Below are 24,748 nucleotides of genomic sequence, written 5' to 3'. Positions count from 1 at the left end.
GAAAAAGGTAATCATTTATTTTTAAATAATTTATAAGATTTGGTTAGATCAAATGAACAATTTAATAACAAGATATTTACATAATCTGGGGTCGTGGCATGAAGTTGCGCTGACAGTGACTAAAGCGATAGTTGCAATAGGAGGGTTGTGCTTAGTTGCTTATCTTTTAACAATTGGCTATATCCCATCGGAAATTAGCTTTGGTGATACACTCATTTTTTTTCTGATTTTTGCAGCATTTTCTATTGTCTATATCGCATTCTGCATGATGCTATTTTTCTTTGGTATCTCTTTAATGCCAGTGACTTATTTCATCTTAAGTGTGGTTGATAGATATTTGCCATCTCATGTAAAAATCGGACAAAAACTTCCATTTCCAAAGATTAGTATTATCACATTCGGAGTATCTGTTTACCTCCTATACATTATTCGTGGTTTATTTTTACTAGATTGGAAAATTAATGCTTATATTGGTATTACTGTAAGTCTAATCTCTTTATTTTATTATGCTTTTTACGTTAATCAGAAGAGGGTCAAAGAGTTCCGTTTAAAATTTGAAAATTTAGAAGATATTATTAATGATTCCAAAGCGAGTGAAAATCTAAAAACTTTTGCAGAAGCAAAGTTAAAGCAATTAGAAATATGGATTAAGAACGCTATACAATCAGCTATTTTTCTTATTCTGACTCCACTAATTTTCATGTTTTTGATTGGAGATGTAGGCAAAATTTTCTTAAATTACACTATGCAAAATACTGGTGTGAGAATGGAAAAAGCAACGTTATATATTAAGACACCTTATGCAAACTTAATTGAATTACCCAAAATCACCACTAAAGAACTAAGCCAAAACCAAATTTTTATTTTTAAGGATATGAAAGTTCCATTTCAAGGAATCGGCAAAAACACTTTAGTCTCTTACAAAGTGAAAGATATTGAAAAGCAGATTGTGATTCCTAATGAATATATTACTGTAGAGCGAACTCAGAAGGTCGATAAGTAAAGTTATATATTAGTCATTATGAGTCAGTTAGCTTTGCCCAAGGCCCTGTGCCACAACAGAACCTTAAGTGTTTGCATCGACTTAGAGTAGAACTCCATTGCAGCTACTCTTACTTTAACTTTAGACGAGTAACCATCCCATCAAAATTCTCAATAATAAGCCACTTATGATAAGTGGCTTATTATTGATCCATTATTTACGGCAATCGTCAGGTCCTAATTCATCTTTAGTATAGGAAGAACTTATTTTTTTCACCCAAGCTTGCTCTTTAGAATTAAGCCAAGCATAAATATCTTTATAGTTATTTTGTTCTTCAGGCGAGATTACATCTTTTGTTTCACGAGCGAATTTCGCCATCCAGCAGATTTTATTTAGCTTACTAGTGTTCAAACTTTCTTCAATAACATAACCATTCCCAGCACCTTCCTCAAAAGCTTTTAACGCATTTGCTTTTGTTAATGTTGCATAAACTAATGATTTAGTTACATCACTATTTTTTTCTTGAAGAGCATATCTATACACTCGGTAATCTGTAGTTATTACACTGACTGCGCCACGCCCTGCATTAACTAAAGCTTCTCTATCGTTATTTACTTGCGTATTCGCACAACCATTAATGAAAAGCATAAACAGAGGGACACAAATAAATTTAATATAAATTCTGTTTGCAAACATTATGCTGATCTCCGGAGTATTTTCTGAATTATTTATATTATTTGAGTCATTTTTGAAGAATGTATGTTAAATCAATTTAGAAAAAGCCCTGCATAATCAGGGCTTTTTTCTAGTTTACTTTAATTTTTTACATTCAATATCATTTAACGGGGAGTCAGTTTTCATTATGATTTTTTCAATTTTCGGTTGAAGGGCCAAAGCCTCTTTAGATAGTTCTTTAGCTTCAGCAGAAACTTTGTTCCCGTTTTTTTCTTTCAATTTTATATATTTTTCGATGTATTTATTACTTACACATAATGAATCTAAAGCATCAATTGATATCTTACTTTTTTTGCCTGAAGCCATTAAATCTAGGTCATCATTAAGCTTTAAATTTAAAGAATCGTATGTTGTATTTACTGCATGCATTAAAAAAGTGGCATAACTTAGCAATTGATCATTAGTTTCAGTTACCTTGTCAGCTTCATTGTATGCGGCTTTATATAAGAACTTTGTGTAATAAAGCTGATTAAACTGAGCATATAGAGATGCTTCGCTTGCTTGGGTTACATCAGCTTCAGTAATTACATCCTTCTTGGGCGTATTTGCTTGGCTACACGCTACTGTCAAAAGAGACATTAAAATAATACAAAGTTTAGACTTCACAATTAATCACCCATTTTTCTCATTTCAGACAACGGTCGCACATAACCATATTCAGCAACAGCAAGATTATAAGCCTGTCTATTCCATTTTTTTCGATTACCGAAGACTACTTCATACATTACTTGATCTATGTAAAAAGGACCTCTATTAAGTTTGACTGCTTCAGCAAGTCCTACATATCTGGCTTTATCAAATAAACCCATACCAGTAGGAGCAAGTTTTACAATTTCTGGTATATCTTTATAGTTAGCAGCAGCTCTGATTTCAAACACATCCTTAGCAAGTTCAAATAGGGCTTTACCTGCTCGACTTGTTGCGACATCTCTTATGTAAGATGCAAAACGTAGGTACATCAGTGTATGAAAGTATTCTGTATAAATTAAACCAGGTGTAGCTTTTTCAATTTCACGTAAGTCGAACTGCAAACCAAAATGCAAAGCCATGTCATATTCAAAGGGTTGCCTTTCTTTAACATGGTCCCAATGGGCTTGTTTCATTCCAAACGTGTAAGGAACTATTTTTTTTACAGGTACTAAGTTTTGCCAACCTTCACACGCTGTTAGATAACCTTCATCTTTTGAGACGCACATGTTGGTTGTGCTTTTAAGATCAATTTCAACATTTGCGGGTTTAGTATCATAGTTTGAATGAAAAATTATTCGACCTAAATTTGTGTTTATTTCTCTTTGAGAGCCAGCCATAAAAACTTCCAATAATTCTAAATAGGTTCAATTGGCTTCGATAAGTCCACTAAAATTACTTCTACAGATTCGGCTGTATAGTTGCTTTCATAAAGCGCCGTTAATCCGCTTTTATCAGTGTAGCCTTGTACAAGCAGTTGTCCTTTATCTTTACTATAAATTTCATACATAAGTTCAGTGAGTGGCTTTTTAGTCTCATCATCAACAAGCTTAAATTGAATTTTATGAATGTCTTTCGACTTGTCTTCTACAAAGCTATCTTGAGTTTGAGTTTTACTCGCTTGTGAACCTTGAGCAGAACCACCACCATTATCTTGAACAACTAAGTTTTGTTGAGGTAGTAATTTACAGCCACAGGAAAGAGAGTCGTTAACGCGGGCAGCAGCTTTCCCAAAAATTTGCATATATGGGTCGCCAGAAACAATCGTTGCGACAATTTTATGGGTGGGACAAGTAGCTTTGTCACCGACACAAGCAACAGGAATACCGTCGATTAGGAACATACTGTTCCCCGAAATTACTTGACCACCGCCACTAGTGGGACAGCCTATTGTTATATATGGTGTTGCCAAACTTATTCCTTCTTATCTTTATGAAGTTCTAAAAGCATACCAAATAGAGGGTAGACAATACTGTATATTTTTATTGTTCAGTAGAGTTAACTTATTCCCCCAAGGCCCCCGTGCCACAACAGAACTTTAATTTTTTGCGCTGATTTAAAGTCATCCACCATTGCGACACAGAGATAAGGGAGCTAAGCGAAACGCTTAGCCCATGTCGTTTTTATCGCACCGCCGCATCACACTAAAAAAAGTAGGGGCAAAGTCCTGTGGGAGAGCAGGACTTTGCAAACTGACATGTTCTAGACCTTGCATGAGCTGAGGCGAATACACTTGTTCAAGCCGTTGGTATATACAGTCGCAACTCGCGAGGGTGTGTCCACCAGACAGGCAAATTTTTTCAAAATCCTGCTGAGTGTGAATGTCGCAACCAGAAACGCTGTAATCACTTACAACAAGGCCTAAAACCAAAATAGTTTTATAAAATTTCATATTATTCTCGTGATGATTTTGGGATATCTCAATGAGAAAAAATAAACCGCTATATTCTAAGTTTTAAAATCATTTTTTAGGATGTAGTTAATCCGCCTATAAAATAAGGAAAATAAAATGATTAAAATTTTAAAATAAAAATAATTTATAAATTAAAAACTTTAGATAATAGAAAACCTAAGTTTTAAATAAATAAAAAGTTTATAGAGGATAGGGGATAAGTTTATATAGTGGCATGGTCAACTCCTTAGAATGTATGGAGTCCTACCACCGAAAATCACCGTCAATTGATTTAGGTGGTAGAACGAGAAGGGGTTGACAGACTGGGTATACAAACCAGCACGCGCAAGCGCGTCCCCCTCCCGTCCTACCGCAACGGTAAGGGGGAGGTGCAGGTTGCGCACAAGTCTCATACTCAGGAGAGAATGTACCTGATACGCTGTATACTCGGTCTGTCAAAACCGACTGGCAATGTAGGCCAGCGAGACCATAATAATCATAAGTTTTTAATAGGTCAATTCAATTTAAATAAAATATTATAAAAATTTTAATTATAATTTTATATTTTAATTAAACTCAAAAGTTAGGTCATTAAAATGAGTAAATTAATAGTTATAATAAAGTTAAACTAAACCATTATATAAATTTTAAAATGCATGAAGGTGGCTTATAAATATAAGGTTCAGGCCTTTGTCTTTATAAAGTTAATTATTTATTTTCTCTATAAAAATGAGTATTCTATTTCGAAATTAAAGGATTTGATGATATGAAAAGATTACTTTTATGTGGGATAATTGCGTTTTGTACTACATTACATGCTAAAAATTTAACTTCAATTAATGATATCTATAAATTAAAAGATAAACAATTTGAAGACTGTAAGGTTAGTGGTTTTAGTCTGCTTAAGTTAGATAAAGACTTCATTGTTGGTCTCAATGCTAGGCTAAAACCTTTTGGAGCTTTAAAAGCTGATAATTTTGATATGAGTGAATGCCTAGCAAAAAGAAATTTACAGAACAATGTGATAACGACATTTTTTTGGCAAAAGAATAATGAAATTTTGGAACAACATATACAAAGTTATATTGCTTATGACCGTTTTAATAAAAATATGCTGGTTGTTTTATTAGATAATGATTTAAATACTTATATCTTAGGTAACCGCGATCAATATCTTATCGATGCATTAAAGAACAGTAGAGAACCAGATGATGGAATCTTTAATAGTATTAACTGGAATTCTAGTAGATCTTTTAGAGAACTTGGGCTAAGCAAAGGAGTTCCAAGTAAAGATGATTTAATCGAAATGGAAAATCAGAGATATGCCATCGAAAAAAAAGGATTATTGTGTAGAGCTGCATTTGATATTGCTGATTACGTTATGAAAGCGCGCCAAAATGGGATAAGTAAAACAAATCAGTTAGAAACACTCCGTCAGAATCCTCATAAGGACAATGATTACACCAAATATGAATTCTCTTTAATAGATAAAGCCTATGATGAACCTGCTTATAAAACAAATATAGAAAAATTTGCAGTGACTAAGAGATTTGCTTATAAAACATTTTTTGACTGCCACAAAAGCATATCTAGCTTAATTCCATAAGCGGAAAGGCGGTTTTTAAAGCTAAGCGTTGAGCTTAGCTTGAACTTAAAATGTATAACGGTAATTAATAAATACACGCTGCTGATCCCAATCTTTCCGAGACATGCCATTTATTTTTTCACCTAAGTTTGCATTTTCAAACTTTGACTCATAATGCAAAAATGAATAACGTACATCTAAGTTTTTCACCCACGGCAAGGCATAACTCACCGTAAAGTCAAAGTAACGCTCTTTACCTTCAATATCACTACTGATGTTACTTTGGTGCGCGCCAAAACCATAAATATACTTCGCTTCGGTTTTTAAACCTTTCACATAGTCTTTCCAGTTATATTTCAAGCGAAGGGCAACGGCGGTTTCATCGTTATTGGTAAAATCTGGGCCAATGGTCGCAGAGGTCGGAAACGGGTTGGTGCCGTGGTCTTGCGTTAAAACCGAGTTGCGGTCAGAGTGCACGGCAAAGTTATCTTCAATCCAAAAACCATCAAACTTTGAAACGGCAATACCACCTTCTAGATTATTCTTGGCCACATTTACATCGACAAAATAACCATTGCCACGGTTGTTAATGTCTTGGCCTTTGACACAGTCCAGCTCGGTTTCGGCACCGCATTTAAACAGCTTGCCATCGTCACGCGAGAAAAAAGCCCCTGTGTTAAATGTCCACACAAGCCCATGCAGGGGTAACTTATATTGAGCAATCGCCCCATACTTTTTTAAATAATCTTTGCTATTTAAATATTCGGCATTCAAGCTCCAGTTTTTGTACTGATACTTAGCTCCAAGCAAGCCGACATAATCAATTCGCTCGTCATTTTCAGTCACCAGTTTTTCAAATGAGTCCATGCTGCGCGGTTTCCAGCGGTCATAGTAAGCCATGTAAGTTTGTAGCTGATCATTCAGTTGGAACTGACCACTCGCACCCGAAAAAGTATCGGGTACTGCGCGGTTATTGGTGCTTTTAAGCAACAGCGAGTCTTGCAACTGGCGGCCTAATTTAATTTCGCCTTTATCACCGAGTTTTGCTTTGAGGTAGAGCTGTCCTAACGTCGCAAAGTTTTGATCGAGCTTGCCATTATTTTCAACCTCTAAAAGCTGAGCGCTCGGCTTGCCTGAGTCAAATAACTTGGTGACTGCATAGAGTGAGCCATCTACCCCAAGCCAGTCCCACATGTAAGGTGACTGATAATTTAACTCAAGCCCTAAGGCACTTTGTTCATATTCACTCGATGAAGGCGAAGGGTTTGCAAGCGTGGGGTGGGCGGTGCCTTTATCGTTCCAGTAACGAGTGTTAAGTTTTAATTCTAACTTGCCAAATTCTTGAGGAAGCTCTGCATAAGCGTTGCTTACGCTGCCTAAACCAATACAGCCCCATAGCAAATATTTATTCATTTTAAATTCCTTTTTTAAGCATGAATAAGCCCTTTGCCTAACGCTGGGTTAGGCAAGCTTTTTATGAAATGGATGAATTAAGGAGAGAGTTTTTCGAGCACTTGGCCTTTGGTTTCAATGGCAAACAAGAAGGTCACTAGCCCACCAATCAGCGCCACGACGGCAAGCACACTAAACACATATTGAATGCCGTAACCACCAACCACTAGGCCGACCATAACAGGCCCAATTGCAGAGCCGGCACGTAACCAAGCGGTACTAAAACCAATGCCCATCGCACGCAGGCGAGTAGGGTAAAGTTCGGCAGCGTAAAGGTATAAAGAGAATGAAATGGTTTGCAAAATGGCATAGCTAATCGTTGCGAAAATTACAACTTCCATCGCCGATTTTGCGCCTAAAACCGAGAGACTCATGAGTGGAATAATTGCCAAGAAGAATGCTGCACTGTACCAAGGACGGCGGCCGACTTTATCAATCATTAACGCGCAGATAATAGAGGCAATAACACCTACGCCAGAGGTAATCCAGCCATAACCTAAACTGGTTTGAAGCGACAGACCAAAGTGTTGTTTGTAAAGAGATGGCAGCCAAGTCACCATGGCATTGTTTACCATGTACACGCAAAACCACATGCCCCACAGGGTAAAGGTACGTTTGCGGTAGATGCCACGGAACAGCTCGCGCCAGTCGGTTTTTGCCATGCCTTGCGGGTTAATCTCTTTAACCACAGGTTCAGGCAAAGTTTTACCGCTTTTAATGGCACCGTCTTCAAAGCTTTTAACCACTTGATCGGCTTCTTTAAAACGACCTTTTGAAGCTAGCCAGCGTGGTGACTCAGGCAAGAAAAACCGTAAAGGAATCACCAGTAAAGATGGAATTAAGCCCACAATAAACATGACTTTCCAGCCGTAAATTGGCATCAGGAAAAAAGCTGCCATGCCAGCAAACATAAGACCGAGTGGGAACAAAACCTCGTAGAGCAAGAAAAACTTACCGCGCTTTTCTGCACCAATAAACTCATTAATATAGGCACTCGCAACAGGCACTTCGCCACCTGTTCCAACGCCTTGCAAGAAACGGAAAATTAACAGTGACATTCCGCTCCACGCAAACAGACAAGAAATATCCATTGCTACAAACAGTAAAATGGTAAAAGACAGCACTTTTAAGCGACCGACTTTTTCGGCAAGAGAACCAAAAAAGATCGCACCGACCAGTTGCCCGACATAACCCGCGGCAATGATCGCACCGACATAGGCAGGCGTGAGGTGCCATTCGGTAATGAGTTGGGGTAAAGCAAAGGCAATTGCTAGAACAGTATAAGCGTCAAAAAAGGTCGCTATACCAATGGTAATTCGCATAAATTGCATTCGACCAGTGACGGGTAGCCGTTCAAGTCTTGCAATAATTTCCGCATTTTTTTGATGATGACTAATTTGTTCTACATCCGCTAGATTTGTCATCTTCTATCTCCTTATCTACTACATTCCTCGTAGTTTTTTTGTTCTATTTCGCACTACCTGTTCACCACAGTTTGCATGCTTTTTATTATTGTTTTTAAGAGACATGCCCGATGTTTGGCCTCAGGCAGCGTACAGGAAAAAAAGGCTAGCGTACATGCTAGCCCGAATAGAATTTAAGCAACGGCTTGGGTTAAATCGACCTTGCCAATTCCGGCTTGACGCATCGCATCATGAATTTCTTGCTCAGCACCATCTGCCAGTGGAAGCAGAGGCGAACGCACAGTGGCATGGTCCAAAATTCCGCGAGCAACCAATGCATGTTTAAGCGCGACCGTACCTTCCATGTGTGAACCGCGGTGATAGACATTGCGAGTCACTGGTAATAATTGGTCGTGAATGGCACGAGCTTTGGCGTAATCTTTAGCTTTACCTGCTTTAATCATTTCAATTAAAAGTTCAGGGGCAATGTTGCCGTAGCCAACTAAAGCGCCGTCTACATCAAACATGGTGTGAAGCAAATATTCATCATGGCATGTCAACACCTGTAAGTCCGGACGTTCACGGCGAATAATCGGAATTTCGACATCCCAGCGGCGCATGTTACGCACACCATTTTTCATGGCAAACACACCTGGCTGTGCAGAAATATCGAGTAGAGTCTCTAAGTCATAAGTGGCCTTAGTCGCATCTGGATATTGGAATAAAATAGATGGCAAACCACTTTCTTCATAAATTGCTTTATAACGGTCTTGCGGTGCGCCTTTTTGATAGCCAAAACGCAACCAGCCATGTGAAGGGTAAATCAAACCTGCCGAAGCACCCGCACTCACTGCACGTTTTGCTTCTTCTGCTGCAACCGAAGTACCTTCGAGTGTAATCCCTGCGATTACCGGAATTTTGTCATCTACCGATTTAACAAAGCTTTCAATGACCTGCATTTGTTCTTTTTGCGACAAGAATGTTCCTTCACCTGCATGCCCAAGAACAACCAAGCCTTTCACACCATCAATACTACCTAACCATGAACCTAAACGTTGAATTGCATTATGGTCTACTTGTCCGTCACGGGTAAAAGGAGTCACAGGTGCTGGGGTTAATCCACGTAAATCTAAACTCATAATCGTACTTCCTATACAGTGTAATTAAATATTCTCTGGTTCTTAATCTGACTTAAATCGTGTTGTAGAGAACATGATTGGAGTATAGAAATAGGTGAGCTATATAGGAATTACCAATTCTTGAATTTCAGTTATACTGAAAATGTATAGCTCAAAATACTGCCTATTTACGATTTAGGAAGAATCGATGAATTATGAATTATGGAAAATATTTTTAGACGCGGTGGAGCTGGGTAGCTTAAGCAAAGTCGCCATGCTGCATAACACCAACCAACCGCAAATCAGTCGGCAAATGAACGAGCTTGAAGCCCAATGTGGTGGTCGTTTATTTAACCGAACTGGACGCGGCGTCGAACTCACCGATTTAGGCCAGCATTTACTTCCTAAAATTCGTTCATGGCTAAACGTAACCGACCAACTTAATAATGAAATTTTGCACTCGACCGATACCCCAATTGGTACGGTGCGCATTGCCAGTTTGCCGTCTACTGCTCATCCATTGTTATCGACCCTCTATAAAGTGCTTCAAGAGAAATATCCCCTAATTAAACTTTCAGTGCGTGAAGGGCAAGGGGTGCATTTAGAAAAATGGCTGGAAGACGGCAGCGTCGATTTAGCTATTCTCTATCGGTTTAACCCAACGCCTAAACAGGGCGATGTGTACCTTACCGAAGCCGATACCTATTTGGTCGGCTGCGAAGGTGATGCGCTCACTCAGGCCAATGAAGTCTATTTTAAAGAAGTAAGTCAGTTACCACTGGTCACGTTTTGCAGGCCAAGTAACTGGCGAAACTTTTTAGACCACATGGCTTATGAAAATGGGGTAGAGCTGAATATTGTGTTTGAAGCCGACTCGATTAGTTTACAAACGCATTTGGTTTCCGAGTCTCGCATGTACACCATGTTGGGGCCGCAAGCGTTAAAGAAGGCCAGCCAATACACCTCAATTCAAGCCGCAAAAATTATTAACCCCGAGCTAAAGCGCTATATTTCTTTGTCTATTTCTAAGCACGGCTATTTAACGCCTGCGTGTAAGGCAGTGATGGAAGAAATTAGGAATTTGGCCGATTTACTTTAATCAAATCGTAACTTTATGACTGATACTGTTGCATGGTACACATCATAATTGTTGCTATTTTGAAGACAGTGTTGCGACATTAAACAGTCTATGTTTTTACATGCTTTTTTGTTTTTATAAATGCTTTAGCTTTGATTTGTTTTTAAATATTTAAAACATCTTTGTAGTGAATTTAATGACTTTAAAATAACAGGATGCTGTTTATGCCAGAGACCTCAATTCAACAAGAGACACAAAGTACATGGGCACTATGTCGAGATCCTGTTTTACTGACTATGGTTGGTGGGGCAATTGATACCATTGGCTTTATTGCGTTATTTGGTTTTTTTACCGCGCATGTAACGGGTAACTTGGTGTTGGCAGGAGCGGCTTTGGTGAAGGGCGGTACAGGTATCTGGATTAAACTTGCTGCTATTCCATTGTTTATTTTGACGGTGGTGATTACCAAACTTTTAATTGACCGTAGTCAGACCAAACACAAAACGCTGTCTTATTTATTTTTGTTTGAAGCTATTTTCCTGTGTGCCTTTATGGTTGCTGGGCTTTATTTTGAGCCATTTAAAAATGCCGATGCGATTACCGTTGCTATCACAGGTGGACTCGGTTTAATTGCTTTAGCTATTCGTAATACTTCAAGTAAAACCCTCATTAAAAATATTAGCCCAAGTACCATGATGACAGGCAATACCACCCAGCTTGGGATTGATATTGCCAACTTGCTTAAAAATAATAATGAGGCCAATCGGGCAAGTTTGCTTAAAAGCGCCAGTATTGTGATTGGCTTTGTGATTGGTGCTTTTATGGGGGCTGTGCTTTATGTCTATTTTGACTTTTGGAGTGTAGCGCCGTTTATTTTACCTATCCTTTATTTTTCTTATTTGGCTTCACAGCAGAAGTTTAAACAAGCTTAAACAGAGCTGTTAAAAGAGCCTGAATTTAAAAAAAATCGGGCTTTTATTTTTTTAATAAAGCACCATTGAAGCTGAGCTGAAATTGTTCGTTCACAGCTTTACAGGCATAATGACGAATGGGGAAATACATTCGATAAAGGAATGCACAATGACAAAATCCGGCCATTATTTAGTGCTTGCAATAATGGGACTGCTCAGCGGTTGTCAGGTCATTCATTTAAAAGAAAGTAACTTAAGTAGCGCTTTAAAAAGTAAAAATGAAAGTATTTTGACTGACAATACTTTAAGCCATCAAACCCAAAACTTGCTGTATTTGGTCAAAGAAAATGAAAAGTCTTGTCTGCAAAATTTTGATGATTGTTTAAAGAAAATTCAGGGGCTGTCTGAAAATAGCAGCCGAGAAGAACGTTATGCTGCGCTGAGTGAAATTTACTTAGCCAAAGCTTTAGACGTTGGGCGTAGCAGTCAGTGTAATGTTGGCACTAAAAATAATAGCTGTGTCGAGCAAGAGTTAGCACTGTTTGATAAAAGCTTACGTTATAGCTATGTCTATTTGTTTGACTCTGAGGAGTCGCCGTTCGATCGGGTATTTGACCATCGGCAAAATCAGGTGCGTATTTTTTATAATGTGGCTTTGTCAAAGCTCATGACCACGTATTTTAATCATTTAAATACGCTTCATTTTCCACCTTTACTAAAAGCAGATGGGCATGAGTACCAAGTCAACTTTGATCATGCCGTAGATGTACAAAACATTGAAGTCGATACCTTTCGCTCTAGCTATAACATGAACTTTTCAGGGTTTAATACTGTCAACCGTAAGGATGGTTTAGGAGCCGAGTTTATCGTGGGGCGTAAGGAGCATGATGTAAATCATGGTTTCATTTTAGACCCCGATGCTTTTTACGCTCACCAGAGTAATGCCAACATACATTTACCACGCTTCTTTCCAGTAACTGCCATTGCCTATCCAAAACAAAAGGCCACAGCCGATCAAGTCATTGCTGGGGCAGATTTGGAAATTGCCATGTTTGATCCATATCGACAAGACCGTGTAAAAGTTGAAGGTGTGGACTATCCACTTACTGCAAACTATTCGGCGCCTTATGGGCTGTGGCTGTCGAAATATAATTTAGGGGCAGCGGGTTATTGGTCTTTAATTAATAAAGAAACCAATTTGATTATGCCGCATTTATATATGCTGGAACCTTTTAACCCGAATAAAAAAATCATTGTGTTTATTCATGGCTTGGCAAGTAGCCCAGAGGCTTGGGTGAGCCTAACCAATGACATTATGGGAGATGCCGAATTAAGACAAAACTATCAAGTTTGGCAGGTGTTTTATTCAACCAATATGCCGATTTTTGAAAGTCGTTTTCAGATTTACTCTTTGCTGAATCAGGCTTTTCAAAATGTTGCCAAAGACAGCTATGCTGCTCATGATGCCGTGTTGGTTGGGCATAGTATGGGCGGAGTGATCAGTCGTTTATTAGTAAGCGATGCTGATGTTTCAGAGCAAGCCATGCAAAAAATGAATGAAGCTCAGCTCAATCGTTTAAAAGAAAATCCTGTTATTCGAGAGCGCTTTCAGTTCAAAGCTTTACCTTATTTTAAGCGCGTAGTTTTTGTTTCGGCGCCGCATCATGGTACTGACTATGCTGATCGATGGTTTACCCAAATTGCTCGTCGTGTCATTCGTTTGCCTGCTGACTTTTTTATTGCGGTCGAAATGAGAGATGAGAAAAACACAAAGCTCAAAAAAGGTTTAATTGAAAATGGAGCGAGTAATTTAAGTCGCTCTTCTAGCTTTATGCAACTTACGCAAGCCATTCAGCCATCGTCCAATGTGGTCTATCACTCGATTATGGGCAATATAAATGGCACCACAGATAAGTCAAAAATGAGTGATGGGATTGTACCGTATCAAAGTTCACATTTAGGTGGGGAGCAGTCGGAGTTGATTATTAAAGGTGGGCATTCAATACAAACTAGCCCTGAGGCAATTTTAGAATTACGTCGTATTTTAAGGTTGCATTTAAAGCAGTCGCAGCTTTCAAAATAGAATTTTTGTTTTTAGAAAACCACTGCTGACAGACTCAACAGTGGTTGAAGTGATTAATTAAGCTGGTTTTGTTTGAGCGATTTTTTATGCTCAAAGTAGCTGATTGAAAAAATAACCAAGCCAATCAAATACAACACGCCAGACAACAGCAGCAAGTCTAAGCCTGCCGCGTAGAGCAACCAAAGTGCATAGATTGAAGCAACACTTGCAATCGCAATATGCGGCGTGCGTTTATGGCGAATCGATTCTTTAAGATAAAAAGCCGACACCAGAAAATAAGGCAACAAAATCATCACCGATGAAATCAGTAAAAGCTGAGTGTAGTTTTTATTGAAAAAATACACAGCAATGAGGGAGCCTTGTACCACAATAGTAGTGAGCCAAAGTGATGAAATCGGTACATTGTTCTGATTATTCTTTAAAAATAATTTCGGGAATGCACCATTTTTTGCGGCTAAAAATGGAATTTCGGTTGCAAATAACGTCCAGCTTAAATAAGACGATGAAACTGAAATAATCAGCCCGATAGTAATAATGATGGTACCCGGTAAGCCGATCAATTGCTGCAAAATAGTCGCCATAGATGGATTATGCATGCCTGCAAGGGCTTCACGACTTGCCACACCATAAGCCAATACGGTCACCATGACGTAAAAACTTAACGCCAGTAACACACCTAAAATGGTGGCTTTACCAATGTCATGACGTTTTTTTGCACGCGATGATAAAACCACAGCACCTTCAATACCCGTAAATACCCAAAGGGTAATCAGCATCAGGTCTTTGACTTGCTGCCAAAGTGGAACTTTTAAAGAGAAGTCATTTAAGTTGAGTTTGAATAAATCAAACTTAAAGGCAATGAAAGTAAAGAAGATGAAAACCACCATTGGAATAATTTTGGCAATGGTCGCCAGCAAATTTACAACAGCGGCTTCTTTAATGCCTCGGCTCACTAACCAATGCACCAGCCATACAAAAATGCTTGAGCCAATCAGAGAGTAGAGCGTGTTACCTTCACCAAAAATAATATGGTCTTTGCTGTCGGTAAACATGCCAACGCCTGAAAAGGCAATGACCACATAGCCGACAATACCAATGGTGGTACATAACCAATAACCCCACGCCGAGCAAAACCCGATGAGATCTCCAAATCCTTCCCGTGCATAGTTATAAATACCGCCGTCTAGATCTGGTCGTTGACGCGTTAAATGTAACAATGACAGGGCTAAGAAAATAATGCCGACCCCAGTAATGAGCCATGCAACAAGAAGGGCAGAGCCGTTGGCAACTTGAGCCATATTTTGGGGAAGGCTAAATACGCCAGACCCCACCATAGAACTAAATACCAGCGCTGTAAGAGACAACAATCCGATTTTGGCAGCAGACATGGTATTTATTCTTTAAAAAATTGAGAAAGTTCAGCAATGTGTTCTGGTCCAATACCACAGCAACCACCAACCAGACTTGCACCTGCTTGCTGCCACTGTTTAGCAAAACCAAGATAAGCTGGAGCATCTAAGTCTTTACGAATTTCATCTAAGCCATCATTGGCTGTAGCGCTGTCATCTTGTGGTGGGAAAGCGTTGGCATAGGCGCCAATTTGTACAGACTCTGGAATGAGTCCTTTAATTTCATTAATGGCTTGCAAGATCACTTCAGGTTGGCAGCAGTTAAACAATACTGCTTTGGCATTTGATTGCTTGATGAAATCAGCCACTTGCTGCATGTTTTCGCCTGAACGAAGTAACGCTTGTTCTTGTTTAATTTCATCTCGCAGCGTAAATGAAACCCAATAGTCCTTACCATCTTGTGGTAATAGCGCGTGTACTGTTTCAACTTCTTTTAAGCAAGACTGAGTTTCAGCGAGCCAAAAGTCTACTTCCGGTGCCAATGTGTTAATAATTGGCTCAGCTAGGTTTTTAGCTTGTTCTGGTTGGAACAAGTCTGCACGGTAAGAACCAAATAACGGTGGTAAGCAGCCTGCGATTTTGACATTTTTGCCGCTTTCTTTAACTGCATTTTTCGCTTGTTCGATGGCAACTTTAATTAAACGTACGCCGTTAGTTTCAAAGCGTTCCTGACCAATGTGAAATGGTACAACAGCATAGTTATTAGTCGTAATAACTTCTGAACCAGCATTAATAAAATCGAGATGAACTTCTTTTACTGTTTCTGGTGCTTCAATAAGTGCTAAAGCAGACCATTCTGGTTGACGAAATGGAGCACCACGACGGGCCAATTCACGGCCTAAACCGCCATCTAAAATTTTCATAAATTACAACATAAAGGGAGAAAAATAATTCAGCTAATCTAACGCGTAGATGAATTCTATTCAATCACTAATATGCTCGATATATTTCAAAAAAAATGAGATGGTTATGAAAATTTTTTCTTAAAAGGAATTCTGTAAATGCTGTTCAGTTTTACTGATGAACTTCACATGAAAATGAGCGTGTATTGGTTGGCAAACATAGAATGAAAACGATCTTACAAAGCGCCATATTGTTGCCAGCTTTCGCCTGTATGCTGTGTTTTATAATAGGCTTGAAGTTGTTTAAGCTGTGAAAAATGTATACCTGACCAAATTAATAAACTAATGAATAATAAGACTTTATATAAGCTACGAACTTTATTGAAGCGAGCAAAAGCTAACATAACAAAGAACAATGCAGGTAAAAATATAAAGAACTGGAGAGGTGAGAAAAATAAATGAGTACTACTGAAATATAACGCGACTGCACTTAGCAGCACATTTAAAACTGAACAGATTTTCTGGTACTTGCCGAGCTTAAATGCATAGGCAGTTATAATAAATAATACGGCTGAGCTGACGTAAATAGCTGTACCACCAATCATCCACATATAAAACCCGCTTAACAAAAGATAAGCCAGTAGCAAAACAAGTACGAGCTTAAAACAAAATGACAAGAGGCGAGGTGATACGTTTAAAGGCGTCATAGCGAATCTATATCTCAACTTAGGTCTTAAAAAAACAAAAGGACGAATCGAGATTCATCCTTTTGATATTTTACTTATACATCGTCAAACTTAGTTTGCTTTTGCAACAGGGGCAGCAGCAGATTCATCGTTTGCAGCTTTGAATGGAGATGTATAGTTCAAGCCAAGCGTAGAACTTGTGTACTGACGAACTTTGTCGAGTAACACAGGGTCTTTGCTCAAGTCTTGCTTATAAGAAACCACGATTTCATGAAGCTTCTGATTCCACTTACCTTCAGTTTGCTGAGGGAAAGCTTTTTCAAGTAAGTTAAGCATGATGTATGGAGAAGTCGAAGCACCCGGAGATGCACCTAACAACGCAGTTACAGCACCGTCTTTAGAAGCAAAGATTTCTGTACCGAATTGAAGTGTTGCTGGTTTACCCGGTTCTTTCTTGATGATCTGAACACGTTGACCACCTTGGCTTAAACGCCAATCTTCAGCTTTCGCATCTGGGTAGTATTTACGAAGTTCATTTAGACGGTCTTGGTCTGACATCATCACTTGGCTCACCAAGTATTTAACAAGATCAAGGTTTTCCAAGCCAACAGTGGTCATTGGTAAAATGTTGTTTTTGTTGGTTGATGCAAGCAAATCAAGCTGTGAACCATTTTTCAGGAACTTGTTTGAATACGTTGCAAATGGTCCAAACAATACATATTTTTTACCGTCGATATAACGTGTATCAATATGTGGTACAGACATTGGAGGTGCACCAAGTTCAGCACGACCATATACTTTTGCGGTATGTTGAGCAGTAATTGCTGGGTTATCAGTAATTAAGAACTCACCACCTACAGGGAAGCCAGCATATTGTTTCGCTTCTGGTAAACCAGTAAGTTGCAATAATTTAACCGCTGCACCACCTGCACCGATAAATACAAAACGTGTTTTAACGTGATCTGTTTTACCAGTTTTTAAATCTTTGAAAGTTACAGTCCAAGTTTTGTCATCATTTTGGCTGATGCCAGAAACTTCGGTTGAAGTCTGTAATTTGAAATTTGGGTTTTGGCTTAAGTGTTTCACTAACTGATTCGTGATTGAACCGTAGTTTACGTCTGAACCAACTTCCATACGCGTCGCTGCAACTTTTTGAGTTGGGTCACGATCGTTCATCACCAAAGGCGCCCATTGCTTAATCACAGCTGGGTCTTCAGTAAATTTCATACCTTTGAACAACGGGCTTTGAATCATGGCAGCATAACGTTTTTCTAAGAACTGAACGTTATCGCCCCAAACGAAAGCAATGTGCGGAACAGGGTTAATGAATGATTTTGGTTCAGCTAAAACGCCTTGTTTTACCTGATATGACCAGAACTGTTTTGCTACTTCAAACTGAGAAGCAACTTTTTCAGCTTTGGCAATTTCCATCTTACCGTTTTTCTCTTCGGTATAGTTCATTTCCATAAAGCCAGAGTGGCCTGTTCCGGCATTGTTAAAGCCGTTTGAACTTTCTTGAGCAACTTGGTCAAGACGCTCATACATACGAATTTGCCAATTCGGTTCAAGCTCAGTGAAGTAAGTACCGAGAGTGGCACTCATGATGCCGCCGCCAACAAGAACGGCATCAACAACTGGCTCATCTTTTGCAGTTTGCACTTGTTTTGACGCAATCGGTCTAAACAAGAAAACAATACCTGCAATTAAAATAATAATGATTAATACCAGAAGGTATTTCAAAAACTTTTTCATGCAAGGGGAACCTTAAAATAAGTTATTTGAGTCACTTAAGGTGTGAGGAAACCTAGACAGCGTATCCAGACAAAACGGATATAAATGCGAAAGTAAAATTCTCCAAAACAGAGAACTTTAAAAAAAGAAAAATTACTTGGGATTATCGCAAACACTCTATATTTTAGACTAATTTTGCATTGACAAGACAATTTTTATAATAAATGGAGTTCATCAAAATCATAAATATGATTTATATTTAATCAAATTAAGCTTTTATAAGATTATTTTTTTGCTGATATTTTTATATAAGCATTTGAAAATTATTAATTTAGATAATTATGGTTAAAATTAAACCACTTGATGGTAATTTGCCTATAAAAATAGATTAATTTTTATTTCATGCCATATTTGTGTAAATGTTTAGCTTATAGCCGCTTATTTTTTGTCATACATAGTTCTTATTAATGTTTATGCAGTACCTATTAAATTAAGGGCATATTTCTGTATAAGAAATATGCCCTTAACGGTTTTATGACGCGACATAGAACGGTGCAGTTGAACGTGGTAATGCTTCACGTCCACGAATTTGGTCTGCAATTTTCTCGGCAATCATAATAGTGGTTGCATTTAAGTTACCCGTAATAATGAGCGGCATAATTGATGCATCAACTACACGTAAACCATTCATACCGTGTACACGGCCTTGACCATCTACAACAGCCATCTCATCTTCACCCATCTTACAGCTACAAGACGGGTGGTAAGCCGTTTCTGCGTGGTTACGAACAAAGTCATCAAGCTCTGCATCACTTAGCAAATGTTTACCCGGACTAATTTCTTCACCACGATATGGATCAAGCGCAGGTTGCTGCATGATTTCACGTGTAATACGAATTGCATCGCGGAACTCACGCCAGTCTTGCTCAGTTGACATGTAGTTAAACAAGATACTTGGATGTGCAAACGGATCTTTCGATTTAAGTTTGATACGACCACGTGAAGGCGAGCGCATTGAGCCTACGTGTGCTTGGAAACCGTGTTCTTTTACTGCATTACTACCGTTGTAGTTAATAGCTACTGGCAAGAAATGGTACTGAATGTTTGGCCACTTGAACTCATCGGAACTACGGATAAATCCACCCGCTTCAAACTGGTTACTTGCGCCAATACCTGTACCGTTAAATAACCACTCAGCACCAATGGCTGGTTGGTTATACCATTTTAAAGCAGGGTATAAAGAAACGGGTTGCTTACATTTATACTGTAAGTACATTTCCAAGTGGTCTTGCAAGTTTTCACCTACACCTGGCAAATCATGAACCACATCAATATCCATTGATTTTAAGAAGGTACTTTGACCTACGCCTGAGCGTTGTAAAATTTGCGGTGACGCAATTGCACCTGCGCAAAGTAATACTTCGCGTTTAACCAAAGCACGCTGTAAGTTGTTTTGGTCGGCACCAATAATGTATTCAACACCAATGGCTTGTTTTTGATTAAACAAGATTTTATTGGTTGTGGCGTGGGTCAAAATAGTCAGGTTTGGACGACCTTTTGCCATATCTAAATAACCACGTGCAGTACTTGAGCGGCGGCCTTTAGGCGTAACTGTACGGTCCATTGGACCAAAGCCTTCTTGCTGGTAACCATTTAAGTCATCAGTACGTGGGTAACCTGCTTGTACACCTGCTTCAACCATGGCATGGAACAGCACATTGTTGCCATTTTTTGGCGTAGCAACGGACACAGGGCCATTGCCACCATGATAGTCATTTTCACCAATGTCACGCGTTTCGGCTTTTTTGTAGTAAGGCAAACAGTCGGCATAGGTCCAGTTTTCAAGGCCTTTATGAGTTGCCCATTGTTCTAAATCCATTGCGTTACCACGGATATAGCACATGCCATTAATTAAAGATGAGCCACCTAAACCTTTACCACGACCACATTCCATACGGCGGTTGTTCATATGTGGTTCAGGGTCAGTTAAATAAGCCCAGTTATAGCGGCGACCTTGAAGAGGGTAGGCCAAAGCTGCTGGCATTTGTGTACGGAAATCTAAGCGATAATCTGGTCCACCTGCTTCTAAGAGTAAAACGGTGGTATCTTTGTCTTCGGTAAGACGCGCAGCGAGTACATTTCCGGCAGATCCTGCGCCAATAATAATGTAATCATATTCTTTAATATTCATAGCTATCCTTTTTTTACTAACAGTTTGCCTGAGCAATCTATAAAGACTGCTCGGCATATGTGATTTAGGTTGAAGGTTTTAGAGCGATTGCGGCATTAAAAAATGCTTTGATAATCGCCAAGTTCAACTTGAATAGATTTGATACGGGTATAGTGCCCAAGCGTGGTTAAGCCATTTTCACGGCCTACACCAGATTGTTTGTAGCCACCGACTGGCATCTCGGCAGGTGATTCACCCCACGTGTTAATCCAGCAAATACCGGCTTCAATTTGGTGAATAATGCGATGAGCGCGGCTAATATCTTGAGTGACCACACCGGCAGCTAAACCAAAGGTCGTGTCGTTGGCACGACGGATAACTTCTTCTTCGGTTTCATAGCTTAAGATGCTCATGACAGGTCCAAAAATTTCTTCTTGAACAATGGCCATCTGGTCAGTGCAATCGCTAAATACAGTCGGTAGTACATAAGCACCTTTCGCAAGTTCGCCTTCGGTCGCACGACCACCACCGATTAACACTTTAGCGCCTTGTTGTTTGCCTGACTCAATGAGAGACAACACTTTTTCCATATGCGGGAAGCTGGTGAGCGGACCGAAGTTTGTGTCTTCAGCCATTGGGTCACCTATGCGAATACGTTTTACACGCTCTACTACGACTTTTTCAAAGTCAGCTAAACGTGATTTTGGAACAAATACACGGGTGCCGTTGGTACATACTTGACCTGAACTAAAGAAGTTCGCCATAACCGCAATATCTGCTGCACGGTTCAGGTCAGCATCTTCACAAATAATGAGTGGTGACTTCCCACCAAGCTCCATGGTCACTTCTTTAAGTGTAGAGCCAGCAGCGCTTGCCATGACTTTTTTGCCAGTTTCCACACCACCAGTGAATGAGATTTTTTCAATTACAGGATGTTCAGTGAGCCACTGACCAATTTCACGACCAGCACCTTGCACCACGTTAAACACGCCGTCTGGTAAGCCAGCTTCTGTATAGATTTCTGCAAGTTTAAATGCAGTAAGTGGGGTTGTTTCACTTGGCTTGAAAATCATGGCATTACCCGCAGCAAGGGCAGGGGCAGATTTCCATAAAGCGATTTGAATTGGATAGTTCCAAGCCCCAATACCGGCAACCACGCCTAAAGGTTCACGGCGTGTATAAAAGAAACTTGATTCGCGAAGTGGAACTTGTTCACCTTGAATGGCTGTTGCAAGTCCTGCGTAGTATTCGAGTACATCTGCGCCAGTCACAATATCGACTGTAGATGTTTCACTAAAAGCTTTACCTGTGTCGAGTGTTTCAAGACGGGCAAGCTCATCATTACGTTCACGAAGAATGTCGACAGCACGACGTAAAATACGTGAACGTTCCATGGCAGTCATGGCAGCCCAGATTTTTTGTCCTTGTTGGGCACTTTTTACAGCAGCTTCAATATCTTGTTCAGAAGCTTGTTGAAGAGTCGCGATTGTCTCGCCGTTGGCAGGGTTAATACTATTAAATGTTTTACCACTGGTTGCTTCAACGTAGCGTCCATGGATATACAGTTGATAAGCTTGTACATCACTCATTTTGTCTCTCCTGCAAAGGCTTGTTCGCAAATTGCAATTGCGTTTTTACATAATCGTAAGCAATAGAACGGGCCAGTTCGCTGTCAAATTCGTTATGACGGCTTAAACTGCCGCGTAGCCATAATCCATCAATCAATGCTGCCAACCCTCTTGCGGCAACACTGGCCTGTTGTTCATCTATTAACTTGAGGAAATAAAACTTCAAGTTAGAGTACAGGCGTTGATCATTAATCTTTTGCAAACGGCTCAGGTCCGGTACATGCATACTTGCAGACCAAAAGTCTAACCAGACCCGCATTGCTTTTTCATTTACCTGACTAATGTCAAAGTTAGAGTCAATAATTGCCTTAATTTGGCTTTCCGGATGCGAATCTGCTTCTGCTCTGTATTGTTCGGTTTTCCGACGCAAAACATTTAGCATTTCTTGCATACAAGTATTTATTAACCCTTGTTTGTCGCCAAAATAGTGGCTAACAATGCCGGTCGACAGCTCGGCTTTTTTTGCAATTTGTGCAATGGTGGTATTGGATAACCCCACTTCATAAATTACGTCTAGTGCAGCGTTCATAATCTCTTCACGGCGCACATGCTCTGGTTTTACTCTGCGTTTTGTCATGATTTTCCACATCAGCACTTTTATGGGTGCTTTAAATTCAGCATGTTAACTTGCAGAGCATCATAGCACTTTTTTTATCATACTTGTTATTGATTGAACGTTCAATCAATAACAAGTATGATGTGTAAAAATCAATGAATTTTTGAATCTGACTTCGGGGAAGAAGAGATAGAATCGAAAGTTCTTAGGGATAGGATGATGCGCATAAGTCCAGTACTTATCACGTTATTTTAGAAAAATACACCGATTGCAAGGAGCAATAAGATGGTGTTGAAAAGTGATAAATATTCTTCAGACCATATTCGGTTAAATCGTTTCGTATTTTGGAGTTCGGCAGTCAGTATCGGTATTTTTGGCCTGTTATTTGTACTGTTTCCGCAAAAAAGTCAGTTTTGGCTGACCTATGTACAAGAGCAAGTAAACCACTTTTTCGGGTGGTATTACATGTTGGTGATTGTGCTGTGTTTAGGCTTTGTGGCTTGGCTTGCCTTCTCAAAAGTAGGGCAGATTCCTTTAGGAAAAGACCATGACAAACCTGAGTTTGGCTATTTGGCTTGGACCTCAATGCTGTTTTCAGCAGGGATTGGTATTGCGCTACTTTATTATGGTGTTGCTGAACCTGTTGACCATTTTTTAAGGCCACCCGAAGGTGAGGCAGGAACCATTCAGGCTGCTCGAAATGCCATGACCTATAGCTTTTTGCACTGGGGTATTCATGGCTGGGTGCTTTACGCTTTGCTCGGTGTGACTTTAGGTTACTTTGCTTTTAGACAAGATTTACCGCTTGCATTGCGCTCGGCTCTCTATCCAATTTTCGGAGAGCGGGTTCATGGCTTGGTGGGGGATTTTGTCGATGGCTTTGGTATTTTAGCGACTGTCATTTCGCTCGTGACCAACTTAGGTATTGGTGCTTTAGTGTTGGTTTCAGGTATTTGTTATTTAATTCCTGAAATACCGCATAGCTCTGCAACCTTAATTACAGCTGTTCTCGTTATGATGAGTGTTGCGACCATCACAACAGTAGTTGGTATTGAAAAAGGTCTGGCATGGTTATCGCGTATTAATTTGCGTTTGCTCTATGCTTTACTTTTATTTGTATTTTTAACAGGACCGACTAACCATTTGTTAAATGGCCTTGTGCAAAATACGGGCGATTACCTTAATAATTTTATGGGTAAAAGTTTTGATATGTATTTATACAACCAAAAAGCCAGTGGCTGGTTCGGTTCATGGACTGTGTTTTATTGGGCATGGTGGATTGCTTGGGCACCTTTTGTAGGAATGTTTATTGCCCGCATTTCGAAAGGCCGAACCATTCGTGAAGTGGTGTTGGGTGTATGTCTGATTCCACTCGGCTTTACACTGGCTTGGATTTCAGTTTTTGGAAACACTGCAATTTACTTAATTCTCAATCAAAAACATAAAGTTTTAGGAGATATGGTTTTAAGTGATCCAGCATTGTCATTATTTAAATTACTCGAATATCTCCCGTTTAATCCGTATATTGCGGGGATTGTTGTTGTAATTTGTTTCGTTTTATTTTTGACCCCTGTTGGCTCTGGTACACTAATGATCGCCAATTTGTCCTCGAAAGGGGGCACCAGTGATAGTGATTCACCGATCTGGTTACGCATCTTTTGGTCTGTGGTCATCACCATTGTCAGTATCGGTTTACTCTTAGCCGGTAGTTTCAACTCCATGCAAAGTGCAGTGGTGTTATGTGGTTTACCATTTTCTGTAATTATTTTGCTTTATATGTTTGGTTTAGCCAAAGCCTTAAAGCAAGATGAGTTTGACCCGAATGTTGCGAAAAAGCAGTTAGCTATTTCAAAAGACATTTCTATTCCATCGAATTGTGACCAGAACAAAGTAACCGAGGTTTCATAATCTTGGTTCATCACATTTATTTATATTTTTTTGCGTTCAAAGCAGTCTTTTCATTATGGTTAAATAGTGAAAAGACTAAATTGAATATTTTATTTTCTTCTATTCCTTGAGG

21 protein-coding genes are annotated in these 24,748 nt (G+C 39.4%); 6 read left to right on the top strand and 15 right to left on the bottom strand.

Annotated features, from left to right (window positions below; genetic code table 11):
* Positions 1 to 52: 52 nt before the first annotated feature.
* Positions 53 to 1,003 (top strand): hypothetical protein, encoded by a 951-nt coding sequence (locus tag MSG95_RS06885; protein WP_324624859.1) that lies wholly within the window; start codon positions 53 to 55, stop codon positions 1,001 to 1,003.
* A gap of 192 nt (positions 1,004 to 1,195) precedes the next feature.
* Here MSG95_RS06885 and MSG95_RS06880 read toward each other — a convergent pair whose 3' ends face one another.
* The 5 genes from MSG95_RS06880 to MSG95_RS06860 all read right to left on the bottom strand — a co-directional run bounded on the left by MSG95_RS06880 (position 1,196) and on the right by MSG95_RS06860 (position 4,076).
* Positions 1,196 to 1,678 (bottom strand): hypothetical protein, encoded by a 483-nt coding sequence (locus MSG95_RS06880; RefSeq protein WP_324624860.1) that lies wholly within the window; start codon positions 1,676 to 1,678, stop codon positions 1,196 to 1,198.
* 114 nt (positions 1,679 to 1,792) lie between these two features.
* On the bottom strand, positions 1,793 to 2,323 hold the full coding sequence (locus MSG95_RS06875) for a hypothetical protein (RefSeq protein WP_324624861.1): 531 nt from the start codon (positions 2,321 to 2,323) through the stop codon (positions 1,793 to 1,795).
* A gap of 2 nt (positions 2,324 to 2,325) precedes the next feature.
* Positions 2,326 to 3,024, bottom strand: coding sequence for a hypothetical protein (locus MSG95_RS06870; protein WP_324624862.1), 699 nt, complete (start codon positions 3,022 to 3,024; stop codon positions 2,326 to 2,328).
* 17 nt (positions 3,025 to 3,041) lie between these two features.
* Complete coding sequence (locus tag MSG95_RS06865) at positions 3,042 to 3,596, bottom strand: PAAR domain-containing protein (protein WP_324624863.1); 555 nt, start codon at positions 3,594 to 3,596, stop codon at positions 3,042 to 3,044.
* 195 nt (positions 3,597 to 3,791) lie between these two features.
* Entirely contained in the window at positions 3,792 to 4,076 is a 285-nt protein-coding gene (locus tag MSG95_RS06860; protein ID WP_324624864.1) for a hypothetical protein, read from the bottom strand.
* A 766-nt stretch (positions 4,077 to 4,842) separates the two neighbouring features.
* Between MSG95_RS06860 and MSG95_RS06855 the strand changes: the two genes are divergently transcribed.
* Positions 4,843 to 5,682 carry a hypothetical protein gene (locus MSG95_RS06855; protein ID WP_324624865.1) on the top strand — a complete coding sequence of 280 codons (840 nt, stop codon included), beginning with the start codon at positions 4,843 to 4,845 and terminating at the stop codon, positions 5,680 to 5,682.
* Positions 5,683 to 5,727: 45 nt separating this feature from the next.
* On the opposite strand, the gene MSG95_RS06850 is transcribed toward MSG95_RS06855, so the two are convergent.
* The 3 genes from MSG95_RS06850 to MSG95_RS06840 all read right to left on the bottom strand — a co-directional run bounded on the left by MSG95_RS06850 (position 5,728) and on the right by MSG95_RS06840 (position 9,655).
* Positions 5,728 to 7,074, bottom strand: a complete 1,347-nt coding sequence (locus MSG95_RS06850; RefSeq protein WP_324624866.1) for an OprD family outer membrane porin — start codon at positions 7,072 to 7,074, stop codon at positions 5,728 to 5,730.
* Between the two features lie 77 nt (positions 7,075 to 7,151).
* Positions 7,152 to 8,537: an MFS transporter gene (locus MSG95_RS06845; protein ID WP_049066037.1), complete on the bottom strand. Its 1,386-nt coding sequence runs from the start codon at positions 8,535 to 8,537 to the stop codon at positions 7,152 to 7,154.
* Positions 8,538 to 8,710: 173 nt separating this feature from the next.
* Complete coding sequence (locus MSG95_RS06840) at positions 8,711 to 9,655, bottom strand: dihydrodipicolinate synthase family protein (RefSeq protein ID WP_000050879.1); 945 nt, start codon at positions 9,653 to 9,655, stop codon at positions 8,711 to 8,713.
* Between the two features lie 187 nt (positions 9,656 to 9,842).
* Between MSG95_RS06840 and MSG95_RS06835 the strand changes: the two genes are divergently transcribed.
* From MSG95_RS06835 to MSG95_RS06825, 3 genes are all read left to right on the top strand, one after another.
* Positions 9,843 to 10,733 carry a LysR family transcriptional regulator gene (locus MSG95_RS06835; RefSeq protein ID WP_324624867.1) on the top strand — a complete coding sequence of 297 codons (891 nt, stop codon included), beginning with the start codon at positions 9,843 to 9,845 and terminating at the stop codon, positions 10,731 to 10,733.
* Between the two features lie 203 nt (positions 10,734 to 10,936).
* The gene (locus MSG95_RS06830; protein WP_324624868.1) at positions 10,937 to 11,644 is read left to right on the top strand and encodes a YoaK family protein; all 708 of its coding nucleotides are present in this window, start codon (positions 10,937 to 10,939) and stop codon (positions 11,642 to 11,644) included.
* 148 nt (positions 11,645 to 11,792) lie between these two features.
* Positions 11,793 to 13,706 (top strand): lipase family alpha/beta hydrolase, encoded by a 1,914-nt coding sequence (locus MSG95_RS06825; protein WP_324624933.1) that lies wholly within the window; start codon positions 11,793 to 11,795, stop codon positions 13,704 to 13,706.
* 53 nt (positions 13,707 to 13,759) lie between these two features.
* Here MSG95_RS06825 and MSG95_RS06820 read toward each other — a convergent pair whose 3' ends face one another.
* From MSG95_RS06820 to betI, 7 genes are all read right to left on the bottom strand, one after another.
* Entirely contained in the window at positions 13,760 to 15,094 is a 1,335-nt protein-coding gene (locus MSG95_RS06820) for a basic amino acid/polyamine antiporter (protein WP_324624932.1), read from the bottom strand.
* A 5-nt stretch (positions 15,095 to 15,099) separates the two neighbouring features.
* Positions 15,100 to 15,978, bottom strand: coding sequence for a homocysteine S-methyltransferase family protein (locus MSG95_RS06815; protein WP_324624931.1), 879 nt, complete (start codon positions 15,976 to 15,978; stop codon positions 15,100 to 15,102).
* Positions 15,979 to 16,193: 215 nt separating this feature from the next.
* Entirely contained in the window at positions 16,194 to 16,664 is a 471-nt protein-coding gene (locus MSG95_RS06810) for a hypothetical protein (protein WP_324624930.1), read from the bottom strand.
* A gap of 90 nt (positions 16,665 to 16,754) precedes the next feature.
* The gene (mqo, locus tag MSG95_RS06805) at positions 16,755 to 18,395 is read right to left on the bottom strand and encodes a malate dehydrogenase (quinone) (RefSeq protein ID WP_019456938.1); all 1,641 of its coding nucleotides are present in this window, start codon (positions 18,393 to 18,395) and stop codon (positions 16,755 to 16,757) included.
* Positions 18,396 to 18,906: 511 nt separating this feature from the next.
* Complete coding sequence (gene betA, locus MSG95_RS06800) at positions 18,907 to 20,565, bottom strand: choline dehydrogenase (RefSeq protein ID WP_324624929.1); 1,659 nt, start codon at positions 20,563 to 20,565, stop codon at positions 18,907 to 18,909.
* Between the two features lie 95 nt (positions 20,566 to 20,660).
* Positions 20,661 to 22,133, bottom strand: a complete 1,473-nt coding sequence (gene betB, locus MSG95_RS06795) for a betaine-aldehyde dehydrogenase (RefSeq protein WP_324624928.1) — start codon at positions 22,131 to 22,133, stop codon at positions 20,661 to 20,663.
* Positions 22,126 to 22,749: a transcriptional regulator BetI gene (gene betI, locus MSG95_RS06790; protein ID WP_004703204.1), complete on the bottom strand. Its 624-nt coding sequence runs from the start codon at positions 22,747 to 22,749 to the stop codon at positions 22,126 to 22,128. The genes betB and betI overlap by 8 nt, the downstream gene beginning before the upstream one ends.
* A 264-nt stretch (positions 22,750 to 23,013) precedes the next feature.
* Between betI and MSG95_RS06785 the strand changes: the two genes are divergently transcribed.
* Entirely contained in the window at positions 23,014 to 24,636 is a 1,623-nt protein-coding gene (locus MSG95_RS06785; protein ID WP_324624927.1) for a BCCT family transporter, read from the top strand.
* Positions 24,637 to 24,748 lie beyond the last annotated feature (112 nt).

Origin of the sequence: Acinetobacter sp. IK23 (assembly GCF_035615275.1) — a bacterium.
GTDB lineage: Bacteria > Pseudomonadota > Gammaproteobacteria > Pseudomonadales > Moraxellaceae > Acinetobacter > Acinetobacter seifertii.
The sequence above is the reverse complement of the archived record's forward strand: the minus strand, read 5'-3'. Positions and strand labels throughout refer to the sequence as shown.

Coding starts and splice junctions, on each gene's coding strand:
- MSG95_RS06885 (WP_324624859.1), top strand. CDS start 53: ATGAACAATTTAATAACAAGATATTTACATAATCTGGGGTCGTGGCAT.
- MSG95_RS06880 (WP_324624860.1), bottom strand. CDS start 1,678: ATGTTTGCAAACAGAATTTATATTAAATTTATTTGTGTCCCTCTGTTT.
- MSG95_RS06870 (WP_324624862.1), bottom strand. CDS start 3,024: ATGGCTGGCTCTCAAAGAGAAATAAACACAAATTTAGGTCGAATAATT.
- MSG95_RS06860 (WP_324624864.1), bottom strand. CDS start 4,076: ATGAAATTTTATAAAACTATTTTGGTTTTAGGCCTTGTTGTAAGTGAT.
- MSG95_RS06855 (WP_324624865.1), top strand. CDS start 4,843: ATGAAAAGATTACTTTTATGTGGGATAATTGCGTTTTGTACTACATTA.
- MSG95_RS06850 (WP_324624866.1), bottom strand. CDS start 7,074: ATGAATAAATATTTGCTATGGGGCTGTATTGGTTTAGGCAGCGTAAGC.
- MSG95_RS06845 (WP_049066037.1), bottom strand. CDS start 8,537: ATGACAAATCTAGCGGATGTAGAACAAATTAGTCATCATCAAAAAAAT.
- MSG95_RS06840 (WP_000050879.1), bottom strand. CDS start 9,655: ATGAGTTTAGATTTACGTGGATTAACCCCAGCACCTGTGACTCCTTTT.
- MSG95_RS06835 (WP_324624867.1), top strand. CDS start 9,843: ATGAATTATGAATTATGGAAAATATTTTTAGACGCGGTGGAGCTGGGT.
- MSG95_RS06830 (WP_324624868.1), top strand. CDS start 10,937: ATGCCAGAGACCTCAATTCAACAAGAGACACAAAGTACATGGGCACTA.
- MSG95_RS06825 (WP_324624933.1), top strand. CDS start 11,793: ATGACAAAATCCGGCCATTATTTAGTGCTTGCAATAATGGGACTGCTC.
- MSG95_RS06820 (WP_324624932.1), bottom strand. CDS start 15,094: ATGTCTGCTGCCAAAATCGGATTGTTGTCTCTTACAGCGCTGGTATTT.
- MSG95_RS06815 (WP_324624931.1), bottom strand. CDS start 15,978: ATGAAAATTTTAGATGGCGGTTTAGGCCGTGAATTGGCCCGTCGTGGT.
- MSG95_RS06810 (WP_324624930.1), bottom strand. CDS start 16,664: ATGACGCCTTTAAACGTATCACCTCGCCTCTTGTCATTTTGTTTTAAG.
- mqo (WP_019456938.1), bottom strand. CDS start 18,395: ATGAAAAAGTTTTTGAAATACCTTCTGGTATTAATCATTATTATTTTA.
- betA (WP_324624929.1), bottom strand. CDS start 20,565: ATGAATATTAAAGAATATGATTACATTATTATTGGCGCAGGATCTGCC.
- betB (WP_324624928.1), bottom strand. CDS start 22,133: ATGAGTGATGTACAAGCTTATCAACTGTATATCCATGGACGCTACGTT.
- betI (WP_004703204.1), bottom strand. CDS start 22,749: ATGACAAAACGCAGAGTAAAACCAGAGCATGTGCGCCGTGAAGAGATT.
- MSG95_RS06785 (WP_324624927.1), top strand. CDS start 23,014: ATGGTGTTGAAAAGTGATAAATATTCTTCAGACCATATTCGGTTAAAT.